This window comes from Herbaspirillum sp. meg3 (assembly GCF_002257565.1).
Classification (GTDB): Bacteria; Pseudomonadota; Gammaproteobacteria; order Burkholderiales; family Burkholderiaceae_D; genus Herbaspirillum.
In genome coordinates, this window is record NZ_CP022736.1 from 1,926,895 (window position 1) to 1,948,596 (window position 21,702).

Sequence of the window (21,702 nt, forward strand, 5' to 3'; positions counted from 1 at the left end):
GGTTTGTCATCATGCAGTCATCAAATCGTTGTTAGTTGCCCGGCGGCCATGACGGTGTCGTGCCGCTGGTTACAACAAATAACACAAATAAAAAGCGAATCTTCAGGATTCGCTTTTTTATTGGAAATTAGGATATATAATTCGGGCTATGCTGGCTGGATAACTCAAAAAAAGTTCAGGTAGACATGGTCCTTCCCCACAACTTGATGTGCAATCCGCTAACCGGTCAGGCCGTGTCGCGGAAGGTTAGATTAACCCGCTAATCTCGCGAAACGCGAAGAAAGGTGAGCAAGATATGACACAGCTCTACGAGCAATACAATCTCAATTCCTACCTTTTTGGTGGAAATGCTCCGTACTTGGAAGAACTGTACGAGGCATACCTTAATAATCCCGGATCCGTACCAGACAATTGGCGTGCTTATTTCGACGCGGTGCAACATGTGCCTGCAGTTGATGGCTCCAATCGTCCAGACGTCGCCCATGCGCCGGTCATTGCCTCGTTCGCCGAGCGTGCCAAGCAAGGTCCGATCCGCACCGTCGTCGCTTCTGCAGATACCGAAATGGGTCGCAAGCGCGTCGCTGCAACACAACTGATCGCCGGCTATCGCGATCTGGGTTCGCGTTACGCCAACCTCGATCCGCTGCAACGCCAGGAGCGTCCGACCATTCCAGAACTTGAGCCTAGCTTCTACGGCTTCAGCGATTCTGATATGGACATCGTGTTCAATATCAGCAATACCTATTTCGGTGGCGAAACCGCGTCCTTGCGCGATTTGCTGCAGTCGCTGCGCGATACCTACTGCCGCTCGATCGGCGCAGAATTCACTTACATCAGCGACCCGGCCGAAGTACGCTGGATCCAGGAACGTCTGGAACCAACACGTGCGCTGCCACAATTCTCCGCTGAAAAGAAAAAGCACATCCTTGACCGCCTGACCGCGGCCGAAGGCCTGGAGCGTTACCTCCACACCAAATACGTCGGTCAAAAGCGTTTCTCGCTCGAAGGCGGCGAAAGCTTCATCGCTTCCCTGGATGAAACCATCCAGCGCGCCGGTGAAAAGGGTGTGCAGGAAATCGTTATCGGTATGGCCCACCGCGGTCGTCTGAACGTCCTGGTCAATACACTGGGCAAGACTCCGCAAGAACTGTTCTCCGAGTTTGAAGGTCATCACGCTGACGACCTGCCTGCCGGCGACGTCAAGTACCACCAAGGTTTCTCATCCGACATCAGCACCCCAGGCGGCCCGGTCCACCTGTCGCTGGCGTTCAACCCGTCCCACCTGGAAATCGTCAACCCTGTGGTTGAAGGTTCGGTCAAGGCGCGTATGGATCGCCGCGGCGACAAGGACGGCTCGCAAGTGCTGCCGATTCTGGTTCACGGCGATGCTGCGTTTGCAGGTCAGGGCGTTGTGATGGAAACGCTGAATCTGGCGCAGACTCGCGGTTACGGCACTGGCGGTACCGTGCATATCGTGATCAATAACCAGATCGGTTTCACCACTTCCGATCCACGTGACTCCCGCTCGACACTGTACTGCTCGGACGTCGTCAAGATGATCGAAGCGCCTGTGCTGCACGTCAACGGTGATGATCCTGAAGCCGTCGTGTTCGCTACGCAAATCGCGGTCGACTACCGCATGCAGTTCAAGAAGGACATCGTTGTCGACATCATCTGCTTCCGCAAACTGGGTCACAACGAGCAAGATACGCCAGCGCTGACGCAGCCGCTGATGTACAAGAAGATCGCGCAACACCCAGGCACACGCAAGCTGTACGCAGAACGCCTCGCAGCACAAGGCACGATCCCTGCAGATGGCGGCGACGCCATGGTCAAGGCTTATCGCGATGCGATGGACGCCGGCAAGCACACTGTCGATCCAGTCATCACCAACTTCAAGAGCAAGTACGCCGTCGATTGGCTGCCGTTCCTGAATCGCAAGTGGACCGACGCTGCGGATACCGCAGTGCCGCTGGCTGAACTGAAACGTCTGGCAACACGCATTACCACAATTCCAGAAGGCTTCAAGGCGCACGCACTGGTCGAGAAGGTCATCAACGATCGCGCTGCAATGGGGCGTGGCGATCTGAATCTCGACTGGGGCATGGGTGAACATCTGGCCTACGCTTCGCTGGTCGCATCGGGTTATGCAATTCGCCTGACAGGTCAGGATGCCGGTCGCGGTACGTTTGTTCACCGCCATGCAGTGTTGCATGATCAAAACCGTGAGCGTTGGGATGCAGGTACTTATATCCCTCTGCAAAACGTCGCCGAAAACCAATCGACCTTCACTGTGATCGACTCCGTGTTGTCCGAAGAAGCGGTGTTGGGCTTCGAATACGGCTACTCGACTGCTGAGCCAAACACGCTGACCATCTGGGAAGCTCAGTTTGGTGACTTCGCCAACGGCGCGCAAGTCGTGATGGACCAATTCATCAGCTCCGGCGAAGTGAAGTGGGGGCGTGCATCGGGTCTGGTACAAATGCTGCCGCACGGTTACGAAGGCCAAGGTCCGGAACACTCGTCGGCACGTCTGGAGCGTTACCTCCAGCTGTGCGCGGACAACAACATGCAAGTTGTTCAGCCGACTACTGCCGCGCAGATTTTCCACTTGCTGCGTCGCCAAATGATCCGCTTGTTCCGCAAGCCACTGATCATCCTGACACCGAAGTCGCTGCTGCGTAACAAGGATGCCGGTTCGCCGCTGTCCGATCTGGCCAAGGGTTCGTTCCAGACCGTTATTCCTGAACTGGATGACAAGATCGACGCCAAGAAGGTCAAGCGCGTTATCGCTTGCTCCGGCAAGGTCTACTACGATCTGGTCAACGCTCGAAAGGAACGCGGTCAGTCAGACACAGCAATCATCCGTGTCGAACAACTGTATCCGTTCCCGCACAAGGCATTTGCTGCTGCGCTCAAACAATTCCCGAACTTCCAGGAATTGGTCTGGACTCAGGATGAGCCGCAAAACCAAGGTGCATGGCTGCAAATCCAGCACAACATCTTTGAAAATCTGACTGACGGTCAAAAGCTTGCTTACGCAGGTCGTCCAGCCAGCGCATCGCCAGCGGTCGGTTACTACGACAAGCACTATGCGCAACAAAAGGCGCTGATCGACACCGCGTTCTCGAAGCTCAAAGGCTTTGTCCTGACTAAGTAATCAGATCTTGCACGGCGCGCATCGCGAGGGCGGTGCGCGCTGATGTTTATTGAATAACCCGAATCGGAGAAGTTACATGGCACAAATCGAAGTAAAAGTCCCACAATTATCAGAATCCGTTGCAGAAGCGACGCTGCTGCAATGGCATAAAAAAGTGGGCGAAGCCGTCGCACGCGACGAAAACCTGATCGACGTCGAAACTGACAAGGTCGTGCTGGAATTGCCGGCACCTGAAGCAGGCGTCATCACCCAAATCATCAAGGCCGACGGTTCGACCGTGGTCGCAGGTGAAGTCATCGCGATTCTGGACACCGACGCTTCCGCGCAAGTGAGCCCGCTGGAAATCAAGGCTGCTCCTGCTCCGCAATCGACCAACGAACCGACTCCGGTTGCCGCTCCTGAGCTGGCCAACAAGTCCAACGTTGCCATGCCTGCTGCTGCCAAGATCCTGGCAGACAACAACATGTCGACATCGCAAGTGTCGGGCACAGGTAAAGACGGTCGCGTCACCAAGGGTGATGTACTGGCTTCCCTGGCAACGCCGAAGGCTGCCGCTCCTGCAGCTGCTGCCGCCAAGCCTGCTCTGCAACAAGTTACTGCTCCTGGTAAGCCAAGCCTGGAAAATCGTCCTGAAGAGCGCGTCCCGATGAGCCGCCTGCGCGCACGCGTGGCTGAGCGTCTGCTGCAATCGCAAGCAACCAACGCGATTCTGACGACCTTCAACGAAGTCAACATGCAACCTGTGCTGGATCTGCGCGCCAAGTACAAGGACAAGTTCGAAAAAGAACACGGCGTCAAGCTGGGCTTCATGTCCTTCTTCGTCAAGGCGGTCGTTCATGCACTGAAGAAGTACCCGATCGTCAACGCTTCGGTTGATGGCAACGACATCGTCTACCACGGCTACTTCGACGTCGGTGTTGCAGTCGGTTCGCCACGCGGTCTGGTGGTTCCGGTTCTGCGTGACGCGGATCAATTGTCGATCGCCGACATCGAAAAGAAGATCGGTGAATTCGGTCAAAAAGCCAAGGACGGCAAGCTGTCGATCGAAGAAATGACCGGCGGTACCTTCACCGTGTCCAACGGCGGTACCTTCGGCTCGATGCTGTCGACACCGATCATCAACCCACCGCAATCGGCGATTCTGGGCATCCACGCCACCAAGGATCGCGCTGTGGTTGAAAACGGCCAGATCGTGATTCGTCCGATGAACTACTTTGCGCTGTCCTACGATCACCGCATCATCGACGGCCGCGAAGCCGTCCTGAGCCTGGTCGCAATCAAAGAAGCTTTGGAAGACCCAGCACGCTTGCTGTTGGATCTCTAATCATCAGGACTTGAAATAAGGCGCAGGGAAAACAGAGAAGCCGGATCATCGTTCCTCTGTTCTCTCGGCGCCTTTTTTCTCTTTTGCATTCGTGCCGGATCGTATCCGGTCTGCGCACATTCAAAAACGCACTAGGATAAAACTATGAGTAAAAATTTTGACGTGGTCGTCATCGGCGGCGGCCCTGGCGGCTACATCGCTGCAATTCGCGCAGCACAACTGGGTTTCAACACTGCGTGTATCGATGAGTGGAAGAACGAAAAGGGCGGTCCTGCACCGGGCGGCACTTGCACCAACGTTGGTTGCATTCCATCGAAGGCACTGCTCCAATCGTCGGAACACTACGAGCACGCCAGCCACTCCTTTGCTGATCATGGTATCGAAGTCAAAGGCCTGGGTCTGAACCTGGAAAAAATGCTGGGTCGCAAGAATACCGTCGTCAAGCAAAACAACGATGGCATCCTGTACCTGTTCAAGAAGAACAAGGTCACTTTCTTTCACGGTCGCGGCAGCTTCGTCAAGGGCGACGCCAACGGCTACGAAATCAAGGTTGCCGGCGCAACGGAAGAATCGATCACTGCCAAGCAAGTCATCGTTGCAACCGGTTCCAACGCACGTGCATTGCCTGGTGCAGCATTCGACGAAGAACTGATTTTGTCGAACACCGGCGCACTGGCGATCACTGAAGTGCCGAAGAAGCTGGGCGTTATCGGCGCCGGCGTGATCGGTCTGGAAATGGGTTCGGTCTGGCGTCGTCTCGGTGCAGAAGTCACCGTGCTGGAAGCGCTGCCGACATTCCTGGGTGCCGTCGACGAACAAATCGCCAAGGAAGCGCAAAAGCTGCTGGCCAAGCAAGGCCTGGTAGTGAATCTGGGCGTCAAGATCGGCGACATCAAGGCCGGCAAGAAAGACGTCTCCGTCGACTACACCGATGACAAAGGCAATGCGCAAAAGGCAGTGTTCGACAAGCTGATCGTGTCGATCGGCCGTACACCGAATACCACTGGTCTGAACGCTGAAGCCGTTGGCCTGAAGCTGGATGAGCGTGGCTTCATCGCCGTTGACGGCGACTGCAAGACCAACCTGCCGAACGTGTGGGCAGTGGGCGACGTCGTGCGCGGCCCGATGCTGGCGCACAAGGCGGAAGAAGAAGGCGTTGCAGTTGCCGAGCGTATCGCCGGCCAACACGGTCACGTCAACTTCAACACCATTCCTTGGGTCATCTACACCTCGCCGGAAATCGCATGGGTCGGCAAGACCGAGCAGCAACTGAAGGCTGACGGCGTTGCTTACAAGGCCGGTACTTTCCCATTCCTGGCAAACGGCCGTGCACGCGCACTGGGCGATACATCGGGTATGGTCAAGTTCCTGGCGGATGCAACGACCGACGAAATCCTCGGCGTGCACATCGTTGGCCCAATGGCGTCGGAACTGATTTCCGAAGCTGTCGTGGCGATGGAATTCCGTGCGTCCGCTGAAGACATCGCACGTATCTGCCATGCTCACCCATCGTTGTCCGAAGCAACGAAGGAAGCCGCACTGGCAGTCGACAAGCGCGCGCTGAACTTCTGATGAATCGGTTTTACCTTTACTGGTAAACTCCGGTCATCATCGATGGGCGAGCCTGGCTCGCCCATTTTTGTTTTGGTAGTTCCCGTCTTCACAAAGTCGGCCATCCCGGATGCTCCGGATGACGCGAATTAAACAATAAAGATCAACCATGGATGTCCGCGAATTCTACGATCATGCGCTAAGCGAGCGTGGTTTTAAATCAGATGAAGCACAGCAACGCGCGATCGATCGTCTGCAGCGCGCTTATGAAGAGTGGGTCGCGTTCAAATCGCAGCGCTCCAGCACCTTCAAGCGGCTGATCAATCGTCCTGATGTGCCGCGTGGCGTGTACATGTGGGGCGGAGTAGGACGCGGGAAATCCTTCCTGATGGACAGCTTCTATTCGGTCGTACCGGTAGTGCGCAAGACGCGTTTGCACTTCCATGAATTCATGCGCGACGTGCATCGCCAGCTTGATGAGCTGAAGGGTATCGCCAATCCTCTGGATGAGGTTGCGCGCCGCATCGCGAAGAAGTATCGCCTGATTTGTTTCGACGAGTTCCATGTCTCGGATATCGCTGACGCGATGATCTTGTACAACCTGTTGGGTGGTTTGTTCGACAATGGCGTGTCGTTCATCATGACGTCGAATTACAAACCGGACACGCTGTATCCGGATGGTCTGCATCGTGATCGCATGCTGCCGACCATCAAACTGCTTAACGACAAACTGGATGTGATGAATATCGATGCCGGTGTCGACTATCGCAAGCGCGCGCTGGAGCAGGTCAAGATCTATCATTCGCCGCTCAACGCCAAGACCGACAGCGAGCTGCGCGAAGCTTTTGCGGCCGTAGCAGAAACTGCCGATGAAGATACGCGCGTCCATATCGAGGCGCGCGAAATCCGAGCGCTGCGTCGCGCCGGTAGCGCGATCTGGTTCGACTTTGCGACTCTGTGCGGCGGTCCGCGCTCGCAGAATGATTATCTGGAAATCGCCAGCCGTTTTCAGACCGTGATCCTGTCCGGTATCCCTCGCATGTCGGCGGCGATGTCCTCCGAGGCGCGCCGCTTCACCTGGCTGATCGACGTTTTCTATGACCATAAGGTCAAGCTGATCATGTCGGCAGAAGTGGATCCTGATGAGCTTTACACTGCGGGCACACTGTCAAATGAGTTCCACCGCACGGTTTCACGTATCATTGAAATGCAATCGCGCGAATACATGGATTCCGAGCGCCGTCTGGCCGCCGATAAGCTTGCTTGAATATGGATAAGGGTTACATGCAATTATTTTTTGAATATTCGTCCCGCCGGGTGGTGACCTGTGCGCTTGGTTTGCTGGCCTTGTTGCCGCTTTCCATATCGACGGCACAGGCGGCAGAGCAGGCGTATGGAACGCCGGGCCAGCCGACGTTCGACCAGCGCTACCCGTCCGGCTCGATTCAGTCGACCGATGCCGCCGATGAGATTCTTCTTGAGGCAGACAAAGAGCGTCAGGTCATCAACGATCAATACATTGACGAGCAGCGCGCCTGCTACAAGAAGTTTTTTGTGTCTTCTTGCCTGGAAGCAGCGAAGGAGCGCAATCGCGTCGCCGTCAGGCAGGTGCGTGACGTCGAAGTTGAAGCGAACGCCTACAAGCGTCAAGCGAAAGCGGACGATCGCGACAAGTCGCTGGCCGAACAGCATGCAAAGGATGAGCAAGACGCCGCGCGTCGTGCACAGGATCAAAAGGAAAAAGCCGCTGCATCCGCCAGAAAGATCCAGGAGAGTGCCGCCAAGCAAAAGCAGGTAGCGGAACGCGAGACCCAGGCTGAAGGCCAGGCCGACGTCCGTGTGAAAGCGCACGAGGCACAAGTACGCAAGACTCAGGCTGAAGAAGCTGCCAAAGCACCTCAACGCGCAGCCAATGAGCAGGCTTACAAGGAAAAAGTAAAACAAGCGGAAGTCCACCGCAAAGAAGTCGAGGCCAAGAAAGCCGAGAAGGAGCGCGAACGTGCCGCCAAGCAGCAGACGCCAGCAGCTGCACCTGCGGCTACTCCGTTGTTGCCGGCTTCACCGGCAACAACACCATCCAAATAAACGATCCATGCCGCCGGTCAACGCCGGCAGCGATTGTTGACCCATGGCAGGTGGATTACACTGTCAACAGTTCTTTCCCTTGGCAGCGATTGTTAGCAGTCGTTGTCAATTTTGCAATAGAAGCCACCATGACCATGACGCACCGCGAAGATATACAGCGCCGTATTATCGAATTGGAAGTCGAACATCGTGACCTTGATGCGGTGATTGACATGCTCTCGCATGAAACCCGTCATGAAGAATTACAATTGCGTCGTTTGAAGAAGCGCAAGTTGCAATTGAAAGATCATATCGTGTTGCTGAAAATGCAATTAACTCCCGATATTCCAGCTTGATCCTGTCGAATTCCGGTCGGACTATTTTCGATTGCCCGGAGGTCGCTTTGTCGTTGGCTTTGGCGCTGCTCTGAAGCTGGTTTCTACAGACGCTCCGCGGAGCGCCTGAACGGTAAATTTTGCCGAGCGCTTAGTCCTGGCAATGATCCGGCAGCGCTTTTATCCCTTTTCTTGTTGTCCGGTTAACCTCTTTACAGGCGTAAGTCAGTGAGTTCCATCGAAGATACCGCAGCACCCGTTCCACATGGTATCCATGATGCCGAGGTTGAGCAGCTTTTTGGCGCAGGTGGGCCCTTGGGTGGGCAGGTAGGCAGCTATCGCCCACGCCATTCGCAAACTGAAATGGCCAAAGCCATTGCCGATGCCATTGCCGGTCAGCGCACCCTGATTGCAGAGGCAGGCACCGGCACCGGCAAGACGTTTGCCTATCTGGTCCCGGCCTTGCTCTGGGGTGGCAAAGTCATCGTGTCGACCGGCACCAAGAACTTGCAGGATCAACTGTATTTGCGCGATATCCCCACGGTACGCAAAGCCTTGAGCGCGCCGGTCTCGGTTGCGTTGCTGAAGGGGCGCTCCAACTACGTCTGTCATTTCCATCTCGAACGCACGCTGCAAAACGGTCGCATGACCTCGCGGGACGACGTCGGTTATCTGCGCGAGATTTCGCGCTTCATGAAGACGACATCGTCCGGCGACAAGGCCGAACTGTCCAAGGTACCGGAGACGGCGCTGATATGGAATCTGGTCACCTCGACGCGGGATACCTGTTTCGGTGCAGAGTGTCAGTACTATCAGGATTGCTTCGTCATGAAGGCGCGCAAGGAAGCGCAACAGGCGGATATCGTCGTTGTGAATCATCATCTATTCTTTGCCGATGTCGCGCTCAAGGACACCGGCGTGGCAGAGTTGCTGCCGACTGCCAATACCGTCATTTTCGACGAAGCGCATCAACTGCCGGAAACCGCGACGATGTTCTTCGGCGATACCGTGTCGACGTCGCAAGTGCTGGAGCTGTGCCGCGATGTGCTGGCGGAAGGCCTTTCGCACGCGCGCGATGGCGCCGACTGGGCCAAAGTGGTGTCACCGGTGGAGAAGGCCGCACGCGATCTGCGACTGGCTTTCCCGGAGGATATCGTGCGCCTGGCGGTCAATCAGATCGCGCCGTCGAGTGTCTTCTTTCCGGCATTGGAAACCTTGCGCGACAACATGGACGACATGATCGCCGTGTTGGAAAAGCAGGCCGAGCGCGCAGAAACCATCGAGCAATGCCGCACCCGCGCCATCGAATTGTCGAACCAGCTGGATAACTGGAACGGTGCGCAAGACAAAGCCGCCAGCGAGGACGGGCAGAGCTACGTGCTATGGGTCGAAGCCTTCACCTCATCGCTGCAATTGCATCGCACGCCGTTGTCGATTGCGCCGATTTTCAACAAGCAGCGCGAAGGCGTACCGCGTGCCTGGATCTTTACGTCGGCAACGCTGGCGGTGAAGAATGATTTCACGCATTACACGTCGCAGATGGGTTTGTGGGATGAGCCGGCGCAATCCTGGCCGAGTCCGTTCGACTACGAGCAGCAAGGCTTGCTCTACGTCCCGAACAACCTGCCGCAACCCAATTCGTATGAGTACACTGACGCTGTGATTGACGCGGCGTTACCGGCGATTATTGCTGCCGGCGGCCGTACTTTCCTGCTGTGCACGACGATACGTGCAGTCAATCGTGCGGCAGAGCGTTTGCGTGAAGAGTTCGAGACGCGTGGATTGCCTTTTCCATTGATGGTGCAAGGGGAAGCGGGGCGGACTGAGTTGCTGGATCGCTTCCGTGCATCGGGTAACGGCGTGCTGATCGGCAGCCAGAGTTTCTGGGAAGGCGTCGACGTGCGCGGCGATGCGTTGTCTTTGGTGATCATCGACAAGCTGCCGTTTTCGCCACCCGACGATCCGGTGTTGGCGGCGCGGATTGCCGAGTTGGAGAAAAAGGGATTGAATGGATTCATGCATCATCAGCTGCCGTCTGCAATCATTAATCTGAAACAGGGCGCCGGCCGCCTGATTCGAGATGAAAGTGACCAAGGCGTGTTGATGATTTGCGATCCGCGCCTGATTTCCAAGGGATATGGCCGACGTATCTGGCAGAGTCTGCCGCCGTTCAAACGCACGCGTGACATCGCGGCGGTAGAAGAATTTTTCATTCGTCGTGCAGAGCTGGCTGCAGCCGTAGACGAATCTTGATTGAATCTTGAACGATCTTGAAGCACTGATCGCATTGATGCTGACAGATGCGATCTGCATGGTAAATCAAGCATACGGGAGATATGCATGGCGAGTTTAAGCGCATCCACCGCATTAGTACCGGTACGTGCCAGCGAGCTCATTGTCGGGCAGCGTGCGCCCTGGCCGATTTATAACGAAGCCGGCGATTTGCTGCTGGCGCGCGGCAGCATGGTGGAAACCCAAGGTCAGCTCGATGGTTTGCTGGAGCATGGCCTGTTTCGCAACGAAAAGTGGGGAACCGAACCCGATACCGACTCAGTGCCCTTGCCGCAATCGCGTGACGTGCTGCAAAAACGCCGTCGCTCCAAAGGCCTGCGTCCACCTGCGCCAAGTCGTGGGCAAGAAAGCATCGTCACCATGGACGATGTGCGTTGGCGCATCGGCGATGCCCTGTCGCTGCAACTGAAAGAAGCCCCCGACGTTCGCTACAACATCAGCCTGATGGGTAGTCTGGCGGGTAAAAGTGTGCTGGTTTCAGCGCCGGTCAAAGATGGCAAATACATGCATTTGCGTGACGGGCAGATCGTCGTGGTGCGCGCTTTGTCTGGGCGACGTGCCTATGCGTTCGCGGCCAGCGTTCTCAAATATCAGAATCTTCCTTATCCTTATTTGCATCTGTCTTGTCCGCGTGAAGTGCGCTGCACCGTCATCCGGCAGGATGCTCGCGTCGAAGTGGATGTCGACGCCTTCCTGACGATTGGTTCGGCGCCGCCGGCGTCTCTCAATCTGCTCGATTTGAGCGTCGGTGGTGTATCCGGCGTCAGTAGCTTTCTTGGATGCGCCAAGGATGTCAAGGGGCATCTCAAATTCATCATCAATGTTGCCGGCGAAGACCGGGGCCTGGATCTGGACGTCGTATTGCGTACGGTTGAGGCAGACAGCGATCCGAACTACGCCAAATACGGGTTGGAGTTCATTGACGTGTCGCCAAGGGATCGCCTCATTTTGTCGGCATTTGTCTACCAAAGCGTCAGCGAAACCGACTGACTTACTGCTTGCGGCGGATGTTTCGGCTAGCGGTCCAACACCTCCATGTTTTACGATGCATCGCCGCATTTCTCTGCGAATTTGGCAGGGGGCTTCGGGTAAAATGGCGGGATGAAAATCTTAATCAGTAACGACGACGGCTATCAGGCTCCAGGCATCCTGGCGCTGGCTGACGCCTTGTCCGCCATCGCCGAGATCACGGTGGTTGCGCCCGACAGCAATCGGTCGGGCAGCTCCAACTCGTTGACGCTTGATCGCCCCTTGTGGGTTGAGCGCGCCGGCAACGGTTTTTATTATCTGAATGGCACACCATCTGACTGCGTGCACGTTGCCCTGACCGGTTTGTTGCCGGAGCGTCCAGACCTGATCGTCTCGGGGATCAACCAGGGACAGAACATGGGTGACGACACGCTGTATTCCGGTACGGTGGCGGCGGCGACCGAGGGTTTCCTGTTTGGGATCCCAGCGCTTGCTTTTTCTCAGTTGCACAAAGGCTGGGAGCATCTCGACAGTGCAGCGCGCATCGCCCGCGAAGTTGTCGAACGCCAGTTCGAAACACTGGACAAGCCTTATCTGCTGAACGTCAATATTCCCAATCTGCCGTATGAAGAACTCAAGCCTTGCGTCGCGACGCGGCTGGGTAAGCGGCATACTTCTGAGCCGGTCTACAAGATGCGCGATCCGCATGGCAAGGATATCTATTGGATCGGCCCGGCAGGTGCCGTAAAGGATGCGGGCGAGGGGACTGATTTTCACGCGACGGCGCAGGGGCATGTCTCGATTACGCCGCTGCAGATCGACCTGACGCATACGGCGCAACTCGCCAATCTGAAGAAGGCGTTGGCATGACCGATAAATCGAGCCGTTTCCCCTTGTCCTTGTCTTCTGTGGTCGAGAAGAAAGGCAAGTCGTCGACGACGGCTTCCGGGCGGACATCGACGCAGTTTGCTGCACCGACGCGCACTGTCGTGACGCCGCAGACGGCAACCAGAAACGCCGCTCAGGATTCGGGGCGTCAGGCTGCGAAGGCACAGGCCGCAAAAGCTGCGCAGTCTGCTCAACCTGCCGGCAAGCAAACCGTACGAAGCGCTTTACCCACACCCATTCCGACCGCCAACCGGCAGGCGCCGCTGGTGTCGGACGCCGTTCGCAAAGCCATGGTGGCGCGTGTCGCCAAACAGGGGGTGAGTGATCCCAAGGTATTGGCGGCAATGGAAGCGGTACCGCGGCACATGTTCATGGAGCCGGCATTATCCAGCCAGGCTTATATCGATGCGTCATTGCCGATCGGACATCATCAGACCATCTCGCAACCCTACATTGTTGCCCGCATGATCGAAATCATGCGCGACAACAACAAGGGCAAGGTGCTCGACCGGGTACTGGAAATCGGCACCGGCTGCGGTTATCAGGCGGCGGTCTTGTCGCTGGTTGCCAAGGACGTGTATTCGATTGAGCGCATCAAACCGTTGCATGAACTGGCCAAAACCAATTTGCGCCCGCTGCGCATTGCCAACATCCGCTTGCATTACGGAGATGGTATGCTAGGTCTGCCGCAGGTGGCGCCGTTCGACGGTATCATTCTTGCTGCGGCCGGGCTGGAAGTGCCTCAGGCCTTGCTGGAACAGTTGGCGATAGGCGGGCGCCTGGTGGCGCCGGTCGGGGGGCGTCAGCAAATGCTGCAGCTGATCGAGCGCATCAGCAAGTTTGAATGGACCAGCGAAACCTTGGAAGAATGCCATTTCGTGCCTTTGCGTCCAGGCACGGTGTAACAAGAAATCGAATAAGCAAAATAAGCAACACAGCCAATGGCAGCAAGGTGCATGATCAGGCCTTGCTTGTCCCGATGAACTTCTCGCGCAGGGCGCGGGTCAACGTTATCGTTGTACAAAATTAATGTAATGAGCATGAAAAAAAATCGTTTGGTTTGGTTGGGGATTACCGTCAGTCTGCTTGCAGCGTGTTCGACTACGCCGCGTACCGCGGCCCCTGTGGTGGATCGTACGGGGAGTTCCACCAAGCCTGTGGTCGACGCAAGCAAGCCTGCCGCAGCTGTTGCAGCTGCGCGTCCTGAAGGAAAAGGTTATTACACCGTAAAGAAGGGCGATACCTTGTACCGTATCGCGTTGGAGTCCGGTCAGAGCTATCGCGATATCGTCGCCTGGAACAACCTGACCAATCCGAACGACATCAAGGTCGATCAGGTGTTGCGCGTGTCGCCGCCTGATGGTGTGCAAACCGGTGCTGTCGTGGTCGGTGGTGCATCAGGGTCAGGTATCGAGGTCAAGCCGCTGGGTGCATCGACGGCAGCCAACAACGGTGTTGCGGCTCCGGTCGCGGGTGCCGGCAGCAACAAGATCGGGCCGCGCGGTGACAAGCGTGCTTATTCGGACAGTACGTTGGCCGAAATGGAAAAACCGGACACCGCACCGACCAGCGTAGCTGCGGCGGCACCAGCAACAACGGGAACGTCGGCAGCAGCGCCGCAAGCGGCGACAAAGACTGAGCCTGCACATGCGACGGACAAGCCGGCGACGGCTGCTGCTGCACCTGCGGCGGACGATGACGCGGTCTCCTGGATGTGGCCTGCAGAAGGCAAGGTTGTCGGGACGTTTGATGGCGGCAAAAAGGGTGTAGACATTGCCGGTAAGAGCGGTCAGCCGGTGTTGGCGGCCGGAGCGGGCAAGGTCATGTATGCCGGTAGCGGCATTCGCGGCTATGGCAATCTGGTCATCGTCAAGCACACGAATAATCTCTTGTCTGCCTATGCGCACAACAAGACAATATTGGTGAAGGAAGGGCAAGCAGTAACCAAGGGACAGAAGATTGCCGAGATGGGGAATTCGGATAGCGACAGCGTCAAGTTGCATTTCGAAATTCGTCAACAAGGCAAACCTGTCGATCCGTCGAAATACCTACCGCCACGTTAGCGTATGAGCCCACGCCCTCACGATCAACTGCCAGATGAAGAGTCCCGATCGGACGATCCAGTCGAGCCAATGGATGTTGCCGACGATCTGGAAGTGATTGAAGAGGGCGATCCTGCCGAAGATGGGAGTGATGGTGAAGCAGAAGTTGTTGTCGCCGTTGAGGGCGTCGAGGAGCTGAAAAAGGTTCTCGCCGCAGAACTCTCCACCGACACGACACAACACTATCTCAATCAGATCGGCACCCGGCCGTTACTGACCGCTCCGGAAGAGTTGTACTTTGCCACGCTGGCCAAGCAAGGCGATTTCGCTTCCCGTCAAAAAATGATCGAACACAACCTGCGTCTGGTCGTGTCGATCGCCAAGCATTACATTAACCGCGGCGTTGCTCTGCTGGATCTGATTGAAGAGGGTAACCTCGGTTTGATGCGCGCCATCGACAAGTTCGAGCCGGAGCGCGGTTTCCGTTTTTCCACTTACGCCACCTGGTGGATACGCCAGAGCATAGAGCGCGCCATCATGAACCAGGCGCGCACGGTACGTTTGCCCGTGCATATGGTGCGTGAACTCAATCAGATCCTGCGGGCCAAATACCATCTGGAAGCGCAACAACACGATGGTCGCGACGCCACTGCCGAAGATATCGCTCATCTGGTCGATCGGCCGGTGGAGGATGTGCAGGACGTGCTGACGCTCTCTGAGCATGCGGCGTCATTGGACACACCGTTGGATAACGATCCTCAGGCCAGCCTGATCGACTTGCTGCCCGGTTCGACGGATGAAAATCCCGACACGCAGGCGGAGTCGCATGAAATGTCGATATTGATCCGGGATTGGCTCAAAAACTTGCCTGACAAGCAAAGAATTGTCATCACACGCCGTTTCGGGCTCGACAACGACGACCCGTCCACGCTGGAGCAGCTGGCAAGCGAAATGGGCATCACCCGCGAGCGCGTGCGCCAGGTCCAGCAAGAAGCGCTCATCAAGCTCAAACGTACGCTGGTATCGCGCGGTGTCAGCAAGGACGCCCTGTTCTAGTGGCGTTGGTGGCGTTTTAGCTTCCCTCCGCTCCCCGGATCGCCGACAATAGCGGTTTTGGTCTTTTAAGGCTGCGACGGCGGCCGCATTTATTGTTTCTATGCAGCAAAACATTATCGATATCAAAGCCCTCGACATGGACGGGCGCGGCGTCGGCCATCTGGCCAACGAAGATGGTACCCAGGGCAAAGTCGTGTTCGTCGAAGGCGCGTTGCCGGGGGAGCAAGTCAGTTTCCATTCCTACCGCAAAAAACCGAAGTGGGAGGCCGCCACGATGACGGCCTTGCATCGTGAATCGTCATTGCGCGTCAAGCCGCAATGCGACTATTTCGGCATTTGCGGCGGCTGCGCCATGCAGCATCTGGAGCCTTCCGCACAAGTCGCCATGAAGCAGCGCGTGCTGGAAGACAATCTCTGGCATCTCAGCAAGCTCAAGGCTGAAACCATGTTGCGTCCGATTTACGGGCCAACCTGGGGCTATCGTTATCGCGCCCGGATTTCAGTGAAGAATGTGGTCAAAAAAGGCACAGTGCTGGTTGGTTTTCATGAGAAGAAATCGCCCTTTGTGAGCGACATGAAGACTTGCGAAATCCTGCCGCCGCATGTTTCTGCGATGCTGGTGCCGTTGCGTCATCTGATTGGATCTTTGACCATCATTGATCGTCTGCCGCAGATTGAACTGGCGATCGGTGAGGGTGATGACGGACAGAAAACGACGGTGATGGTATTGCGCGTGATGGAGCCACCTAGTGCTGACGACGAAGTCAAATTGAAAGCTTTCGCGGACGAGCACAAGGTCGAATGGTGGTTGCAGCCCAAAGGCCCCGATACCGCCTACCCGTACTATCCGCCGCAGTCGAATCTGCACTATACGCTGCCTGAGTTCGGTATTCGCATGCCTTTCAAGCCGACCGATTTCACGCAAGTCAATCATCAGATCAATCGCGTCTTGGTCGCGCGAGCCTTGCGTTTGCTGGATGCGCAGCCGGAAGATCGAGTGGCCGACTTGTTCTGCGGTCTGGGTAACTTCACTTTGCCGATTGCCACGATGGCAAAAGAGGTGGTTGGCATTGAAGGGAGCACCGCGCTGACGGAGCGCGCAGCGGAAAATGCCAAGGTCAACAATGTCGCCGAGAAGACGTCGTTCTATTGCCGCAACTTGTTCGAAGCGACGACAGAGGATTTCATTGCGCTGGGCAAGTTCGATCGGATGCTGATCGATCCGCCGCGTGAAGGTGCGCTGGAAGTCTGTAAAGCCATTGCTGGTCTGAGTGAGCAGCATGCCCATCTGAAGCCCAAGCGCATCGTGTATGTGTCATGCAATCCAGCGACGCTGGCGCGTGACTCCGGTGAGTTGGTGAATGGCGGCGGCTACCGTTTGAAACTGGCCGGCGTGGTCAACATGTTCCCGCATACTGCACACGTGGAATCGATGGCGGTTTTTGATTTGGATGAGTGAGTCATTCATTGCCTTGTTGAGCTGAAGGCGTAAAAAAGCCGACCAGAAGGTCGGCTTTTTTATTGGTCATTACCGGTCAGTCGCGGTTGCCGCCAAAGATGCCGAGAATCGACAGCAGGTTGACGAACACGTTGTACACGTCCAGATAAATACGCAGTGTTGCCGAGATGTAATTGGTCTCGCCGCCGTTGATCACTTGCTGTACATCAAACAGGATGTAAGCGGAGAAAATTGCGATGGCAACTACGGAAATCGTCAATTGCAGCGCCGGCAGTTGCAGGAAAATATTTGCCAGCGATGCGACGACGATCACCAGCAAGCCGGCAAACAGCCACTTGCTCATGCCCGAGAAATCACGTTTCGATACCGTGGCAACAGTTGCCATGACGCCGAAAATCAGTGCTGTTCCGCCGAAGGCCGTCATGATCAAGGTGCCGCCGTTGGAATATCCCAGCGTGTATTCAATCAGGCGCGACAGCATCAGGCCCATGAAGAAGGTGAAGCCGAGCAGGACGGCGACGCCCAGTCCTGAATTCTTGGTTTTTTCGATTGCGTAAAAGAAACCGAATGCCACCGCCATGAACACGACGAAGCCGATCATCGGGCTGCCTGCGAACATGCTGAAATGCATTTGCACGCCCAGCCATGCGCCCAGTACGGTCGGGATCATGGACAACGCGAGCAGCCAGTAGGTGTTGCGCAGCACGCGGTTGCGTACGACGGCGCCGGTGCTGACAGATTCAAATGCGTTTTGTGGGTATTGGCTCATTCTTCCTCCAGTTGCGTTAAATGCGAACTAAGCATAGCACGACAGTCTTGTGTAGGACATGTTCGGGGCTGTGAAGTTCTGCGAGAGATTTTCTCTCGTATTTGTCAAAATGTCATGCTTCCGAGCAAATTAGGCTGATAAATGCCCTTTTTATGCTAGAATCAAAGGTTGATTGAATTATTGATTAACGGCTTAACCCTTTCTTTTTATTGGAGTTTTTACACATGGCAATTGAACGCACCCTGTCGATTATCAAACCGGACGCAGTTGCGAAAAACGTGATCGGTCAGATTTATTCCCGTTTCGAAAACGCCGGCCTGAAAATCATCGCTGCGCGCATGATTCACTTGTCGCGTGCGGAAGCTGAAGGTTTCTACGCGGTTCACCGCGAGCGTCCTTTCTTCAAGGATCTGGTTGACTTCATGGTCTCCGGTCCTGTGATCGTTCAAGCTCTGGAAGGCGAAAACGCCATTCTGAAGCACCGCGACCTGATGGGCGCAACCGATCCGAAGAAGGCAGAAAAAGGCACAATTCGCGCCGATTTCGCTGACTCGATCGATGCAAACGCAGTACACGGTTCCGACGCAGCTGAAACAGCCAAGGTTGAAATCTCGTATTTCTTCCCAGCGCTGAACATCTATTCGCGTTAATTTGTAGCAAGTTGTCCTTGATGTTTAGTGATCTATGCATCAAGGTTAACGAAAAGTGGTACATGTCATGACAACAGCTCTCACCAATCTGCTGGATCTGGATCCCGCGCAACTCGTCGCTTACTGTGGCGAGTTGGGTGAGAAGCCGTTTCGCGCCAAACAATTGCAACGTTGGATACACCAGTACGGTGTTGCCGACTTTGCCGAGATGACCGATCTCGCCAAATCACTGCGTGAAAAACTGTCCACGCGCGCCTTCGTCGCTGCGCCGGCGATCATCAGTGATCACACTTCTACCGATGGCACCCGCAAATGGCTGGTGGATGTCGGCAACGGAAATGCCGTTGAAACCGTATTCATTCCCGAAGAAACTCGTGGCACTCTGTGTATTTCGACCCAGGCCGGCTGTGCGGTGAACTGCCGTTTCTGTTCGACCGGCAAGCAGGGCTTCAACCGCAATCTGAGCGTCGGCGAAATCATCGGCCAGCTCTGGATGGCTGAGTTTGAGCTGCGCAAGACCAAAGGCGTCGAAGCTGGCCCGAAAGGCGAGCGCCAGATCACCAATGTGGTGATGATGGGCATGGGTGAGCCTTTGCTGAATTTTGAACCTACCGTTACCGCGCTGAAGCTGATGCTCGACGATAACGCGTATGGTCTGTCTCGTCGCCGTGTGACCTTGTCCACCAGCGGTGTGGTGCCTATGATCGACAAGCTGTCGCAGGAATGTCCTGTGGCATTGGCTGTGTCGCTGCACGCATCGAACGATACGCTGCGCGATGGTTTAATCCCCCTGAATAAGAAGTATCCGCTGCACGAACTGATGGCTGCTTGCAAGCGCTATCTGGAATTCGCGCCGCGTGATTTCGTCACGTTTGAATACTGCATGCTGGATGGTGTCAACGACAGCGACGCGCATGCGCGCGAGCTGGTTGCGCTGGTGCAAGGCGGTGGCGACAGCAAGGCTGCGGTGCCGTGCAAATTCAATCTGATTCCTTTCAACCCTTTCCCCGAGTCAGGATTGAAGCGCTCACATAATCCTCGCATCAAGGCGTTTGCCCAGATTTTGATGGATGCCGGTATCGTCACAACCATTCGCAAGACGCGCGGAGACGATATCGACGCAGCCTGTGGTCAGTTGGCGGGTGAAGTGAAAGATCGTACGCGCGTGCAGGAGCGTATGCAAAAGATGACCGAGTATCAGCAAAAATTCGGCAAGGATTTTGGTCGCATCGTGGAGATATCCGGGTGAGGAGAGGTTGGCAGAAAAGCGTCGTTGCCGCTGCGCTGGCGCCTGCTTTGCTCCTGACCGGATGTGCCTCTTCCAAAACGGACAAGGCTGCGGCTCTCGTTCCGGATAATTCTGTTCCCAGTTTGCCTGGTGTTGCGACGCGTGCAAATGCGCAAACGCGGGCTGACATCCGTCTGCAATTGGCAATCGGCTACTACCAGCAGGGGCAGTATGGCGTAGTTCTGGAAGAGGCCGGCCGAGCCTTGCAGGCTGTTCCTGATTTCGCGGATGCCTATAGCGTGAGAGCGCTCGCCTACATGGAAATGGGGCAGGCAAGGCAAGCTGAGAGTGATTTTTTGCAAGCGATGAAGCTGGCGCCTGGAAATCCCGATTTTTCCAATAATTACGGTTGGTTTCTGTGCAATAACGGACGTGCTGCCGAGGCGATGCCGTTTTTTGACGCCGCAATCGGCAATGGAAGGTATCAGTCGCCCGGCAAAGCACTCGCCAATGCAGGTTCTTGTAGTCTGAAACTGCAGGATACGCAGGCGGCGGAGCGCTATTTTGCACGTGCTTTTCAGTACGAGCCGGCCAGTTTTGCAACGAATGTGAATCTGACCAGGCTGTATTTTGGCCGGAATGAATTTGAGCGCGCTCGCTTTCATATCGGTCTGGCAGCAAAGAATAATGTCTTGAATCAAGAAGCGCTATGGCTTGCCATCAAGATTGAACGTAAACTAGGCAATCAATCAGCCGAAAATGATCTGGCGGTGCAGTTGCGCCGCCGCTATCCGTCTTCGTCAGAATACGCGGCTTATCAACGTGGAGCATTTGATGAGTGATCAGCAGGGAAATGAAGCGCCGGTCCCCGAGTTCGTGTCGGGAACAGAAGAGGTAAGGCAGGTCGTATTACCCGGAGCGTTATTAGCGGCACAACGCCAGGCCAAAGGCTGGTCTGTGGAACATGCTGCCAGCCAGCTGAAGTTCGCAACCCGGCAAGTAATCGCTCTGGAAGCGGATAATTATGCAGCTTTGCCGGGTGCGGTCATCGTGCGCGGTTTTGTGCGCGCTTATGCCAAGTTGCTGGGGCTGGATGCCAATGCTCTGGTTGCGTCGTTGCCGCAGGAAGGTCCTGTCGGTAAAGAGCCGATCGTGCCGCAACGCACGCTCTCGACTCCGTTTTCGGAGTCTCCGCTGCCCCTAGGGAATCGCAGCAAAATGTCGCCTGGATTGATTGTGGGCGGCATTTTGGTGGTTATCCTGGCCGGTGCAGCGGTAGCCATCCATGAGACGGATCTGTTAAACGGCGTGCCGCAATTGGCCTGGCTGAAATCTGCAGCCAACAAGACCGGGGCAACGGACGAGCCGCAAGCACAGGCGCAGCAAGGCCAGGCTGCGGATGCGCAGGAATTGCCTCCAGAAGTTCAGGATGGTTCGGATAAGAGCAAGCTGGAAAAAGTTGAGTCGGCGGTAGCAAGCGCGACAAGCTCGGCGATTACAAATGTGTCCGAACGCGTCGCCAGCGTTGTTTCGGCGCCGTCGCCTCAGCCCGAGGCTGCGCCAGTGGAGAAGCCGGCAGCACCCACGCCGGCCGCTGCTGTCTCTGCGCAGCCGGCGGCGTCCGCGCCCGTTAGTTCGGCGTCCCCCGTGACTGGCGGGCTGAGTATCAGCAACAGCAAAGATTTGCTGCGATTGACGTTCCGTGAGGATTCGTGGGTTGAGATTCGCCGCAACGACAAGACGACCATGATTTCGCGTCTGTTGAAGGCCGGCACCTCCGAGTCGTTCGATATTACTGAACCCGTAACACTGGTGATCGGCAATGCTGCCGGTGTTGACGCCAGCTTGCGTGGTTCCAAACTGGATTTGCAGACCACTAGCAGCAGTAATGTGGCGCGTCTGAGTTTGAAATAAG

18 protein-coding genes are annotated in these 21,702 nt (G+C 55.9%); 17 read left to right on the plus strand and 1 reads right to left on the minus strand.

From position 1 onward, the window contains the following. Window positions 1-295 precede the first annotated feature (295 nt). The 13 genes from hmeg3_RS08780 to rlmD all read left to right on the plus strand — a co-directional run bounded on the left by hmeg3_RS08780 (window position 296) and on the right by rlmD (window position 17,140). Window positions 296-3,160, plus strand: coding sequence for a 2-oxoglutarate dehydrogenase E1 component (locus hmeg3_RS08780; RefSeq protein WP_094563388.1), 2,865 nt, complete (start codon window positions 296-298; stop codon window positions 3,158-3,160). 76 nt (window positions 3,161-3,236) lie between these two features. After that, entirely contained in the window at window positions 3,237-4,484 is a 1,248-nt protein-coding gene (gene odhB / locus hmeg3_RS08785; protein ID WP_094563389.1) for a 2-oxoglutarate dehydrogenase complex dihydrolipoyllysine-residue succinyltransferase, read from the plus strand. Window positions 4,485-4,628: 144 nt separating this feature from the next. Next, the gene (lpdA, locus tag hmeg3_RS08790) at window positions 4,629-6,056 is read left to right on the plus strand and encodes a dihydrolipoyl dehydrogenase (protein WP_094563390.1); all 1,428 of its coding nucleotides are present in this window, start codon (window positions 4,629-4,631) and stop codon (window positions 6,054-6,056) included. Window positions 6,057-6,204: 148 nt separating this feature from the next. Then, window positions 6,205-7,302 carry a cell division protein ZapE gene (zapE, locus tag hmeg3_RS08795; RefSeq protein WP_094563391.1) on the plus strand — a complete coding sequence of 366 codons (1,098 nt, stop codon included), beginning with the start codon at window positions 6,205-6,207 and terminating at the stop codon, window positions 7,300-7,302. Between the two features lie 17 nt (window positions 7,303-7,319). Then, window positions 7,320-8,120: a hypothetical protein gene (locus hmeg3_RS08800; protein WP_094566220.1), complete on the plus strand. Its 801-nt coding sequence runs from the start codon at window positions 7,320-7,322 to the stop codon at window positions 8,118-8,120. A 128-nt stretch (window positions 8,121-8,248) separates the two neighbouring features. Further along, window positions 8,249-8,455 (plus strand): YdcH family protein, encoded by a 207-nt coding sequence (locus hmeg3_RS08805; protein WP_198361807.1) that lies wholly within the window; start codon window positions 8,249-8,251, stop codon window positions 8,453-8,455. A 207-nt stretch (window positions 8,456-8,662) separates the two neighbouring features. After that, window positions 8,663-10,687, plus strand: coding sequence for an ATP-dependent DNA helicase (locus hmeg3_RS08810; protein ID WP_094563392.1), 2,025 nt, complete (start codon window positions 8,663-8,665; stop codon window positions 10,685-10,687). An 87-nt stretch (window positions 10,688-10,774) separates the two neighbouring features. Continuing rightward, window positions 10,775-11,716 (plus strand): flagellar brake protein, encoded by a 942-nt coding sequence (locus hmeg3_RS08815; protein WP_094563393.1) that lies wholly within the window; start codon window positions 10,775-10,777, stop codon window positions 11,714-11,716. Between the two features lie 111 nt (window positions 11,717-11,827). After that, window positions 11,828-12,565, plus strand: a complete 738-nt coding sequence (gene surE, locus hmeg3_RS08820; protein ID WP_094563394.1) for a 5'/3'-nucleotidase SurE — start codon at window positions 11,828-11,830, stop codon at window positions 12,563-12,565. After that, window positions 12,562-13,488 (plus strand): protein-L-isoaspartate(D-aspartate) O-methyltransferase, encoded by a 927-nt coding sequence (locus hmeg3_RS08825; RefSeq protein ID WP_094563395.1) that lies wholly within the window; start codon window positions 12,562-12,564, stop codon window positions 13,486-13,488. The genes surE and hmeg3_RS08825 overlap by 4 nt, the downstream gene beginning before the upstream one ends. A gap of 135 nt (window positions 13,489-13,623) precedes the next feature. Further along, the gene (locus hmeg3_RS08830) at window positions 13,624-14,646 is read left to right on the plus strand and encodes a peptidoglycan DD-metalloendopeptidase family protein (RefSeq protein ID WP_094563396.1); all 1,023 of its coding nucleotides are present in this window, start codon (window positions 13,624-13,626) and stop codon (window positions 14,644-14,646) included. A 3-nt stretch (window positions 14,647-14,649) separates the two neighbouring features. Continuing rightward, window positions 14,650-15,681: an RNA polymerase sigma factor RpoS gene (rpoS, locus tag hmeg3_RS08835; protein ID WP_094563397.1), complete on the plus strand. Its 1,032-nt coding sequence runs from the start codon at window positions 14,650-14,652 to the stop codon at window positions 15,679-15,681. Window positions 15,682-15,781: 100 nt separating this feature from the next. After that, on the plus strand, window positions 15,782-17,140 hold the full coding sequence (gene rlmD, locus hmeg3_RS08840; RefSeq protein ID WP_094563398.1) for a 23S rRNA (uracil(1939)-C(5))-methyltransferase RlmD: 1,359 nt from the start codon (window positions 15,782-15,784) through the stop codon (window positions 17,138-17,140). Between the two features lie 76 nt (window positions 17,141-17,216). On the opposite strand, the gene hmeg3_RS08845 is transcribed toward rlmD, so the two are convergent. Then, a complete protein-coding gene (locus tag hmeg3_RS08845; RefSeq protein WP_094563399.1) occupies window positions 17,217-17,909 on the minus strand; it encodes a Bax inhibitor-1/YccA family protein in 693 nt (230 codons plus the stop codon). 224 nt (window positions 17,910-18,133) lie between these two features. Between hmeg3_RS08845 and ndk the strand changes: the two genes are divergently transcribed. The 4 genes from ndk (at window position 18,134) to hmeg3_RS08865 (ending at window position 21,701) form a co-directional block, all read left to right on the plus strand. Then, window positions 18,134-18,559: a nucleoside-diphosphate kinase gene (gene ndk / locus hmeg3_RS08850; protein ID WP_007877268.1), complete on the plus strand. Its 426-nt coding sequence runs from the start codon at window positions 18,134-18,136 to the stop codon at window positions 18,557-18,559. 67 nt (window positions 18,560-18,626) lie between these two features. After that, window positions 18,627-19,808: a 23S rRNA (adenine(2503)-C(2))-methyltransferase RlmN gene (gene rlmN, locus hmeg3_RS08855; protein ID WP_094563400.1), complete on the plus strand. Its 1,182-nt coding sequence runs from the start codon at window positions 18,627-18,629 to the stop codon at window positions 19,806-19,808. 47 nt (window positions 19,809-19,855) lie between these two features. Further along, the gene (pilW, locus tag hmeg3_RS08860) at window positions 19,856-20,629 is read left to right on the plus strand and encodes a type IV pilus biogenesis/stability protein PilW (RefSeq protein WP_369828865.1); all 774 of its coding nucleotides are present in this window, start codon (window positions 19,856-19,858) and stop codon (window positions 20,627-20,629) included. Continuing rightward, window positions 20,622-21,701, plus strand: coding sequence for a helix-turn-helix domain-containing protein (locus hmeg3_RS08865; protein ID WP_094563402.1), 1,080 nt, complete (start codon window positions 20,622-20,624; stop codon window positions 21,699-21,701). The genes pilW and hmeg3_RS08865 overlap by 8 nt, the downstream gene beginning before the upstream one ends. Window position 21,702 lies beyond the last annotated feature (1 nt).

Bases quoted from the DNA above. Each gene is read 5' to 3' on its own strand.
- hmeg3_RS08780 (WP_094563388.1), top strand. From the start codon at position 296: ATGACACAGCTCTACGAGCAATACAATCTCAATTCCTACCTTTTTGGT.
- rpoS (WP_094563397.1), top strand. From the start codon at position 14,650: ATGAGCCCACGCCCTCACGATCAACTGCCAGATGAAGAGTCCCGATCG.
- hmeg3_RS08800 (WP_094566220.1), top strand. From the start codon at position 7,320: ATGCAATTATTTTTTGAATATTCGTCCCGCCGGGTGGTGACCTGTGCG.
- hmeg3_RS08830 (WP_094563396.1), top strand. From the start codon at position 13,624: ATGAAAAAAAATCGTTTGGTTTGGTTGGGGATTACCGTCAGTCTGCTT.
- surE (WP_094563394.1), top strand. From the start codon at position 11,828: ATGAAAATCTTAATCAGTAACGACGACGGCTATCAGGCTCCAGGCATC.
- hmeg3_RS08825 (WP_094563395.1), top strand. From the start codon at position 12,562: ATGACCGATAAATCGAGCCGTTTCCCCTTGTCCTTGTCTTCTGTGGTC.
- zapE (WP_094563391.1), top strand. From the start codon at position 6,205: ATGGATGTCCGCGAATTCTACGATCATGCGCTAAGCGAGCGTGGTTTT.
- hmeg3_RS08865 (WP_094563402.1), top strand. From the start codon at position 20,622: ATGAGTGATCAGCAGGGAAATGAAGCGCCGGTCCCCGAGTTCGTGTCG.
- odhB (WP_094563389.1), top strand. From the start codon at position 3,237: ATGGCACAAATCGAAGTAAAAGTCCCACAATTATCAGAATCCGTTGCA.
- ndk (WP_007877268.1), top strand. From the start codon at position 18,134: ATGGCAATTGAACGCACCCTGTCGATTATCAAACCGGACGCAGTTGCG.
- lpdA (WP_094563390.1), top strand. From the start codon at position 4,629: ATGAGTAAAAATTTTGACGTGGTCGTCATCGGCGGCGGCCCTGGCGGC.
- rlmN (WP_094563400.1), top strand. From the start codon at position 18,627: ATGACAACAGCTCTCACCAATCTGCTGGATCTGGATCCCGCGCAACTC.
- rlmD (WP_094563398.1), top strand. From the start codon at position 15,782: ATGCAGCAAAACATTATCGATATCAAAGCCCTCGACATGGACGGGCGC.
- hmeg3_RS08805 (WP_198361807.1), top strand. From the start codon at position 8,249: ATGACCATGACGCACCGCGAAGATATACAGCGCCGTATTATCGAATTG.
- hmeg3_RS08845 (WP_094563399.1), bottom strand. From the start codon at position 17,909: ATGAGCCAATACCCACAAAACGCATTTGAATCTGTCAGCACCGGCGCC.
- hmeg3_RS08815 (WP_094563393.1), top strand. From the start codon at position 10,775: ATGGCGAGTTTAAGCGCATCCACCGCATTAGTACCGGTACGTGCCAGC.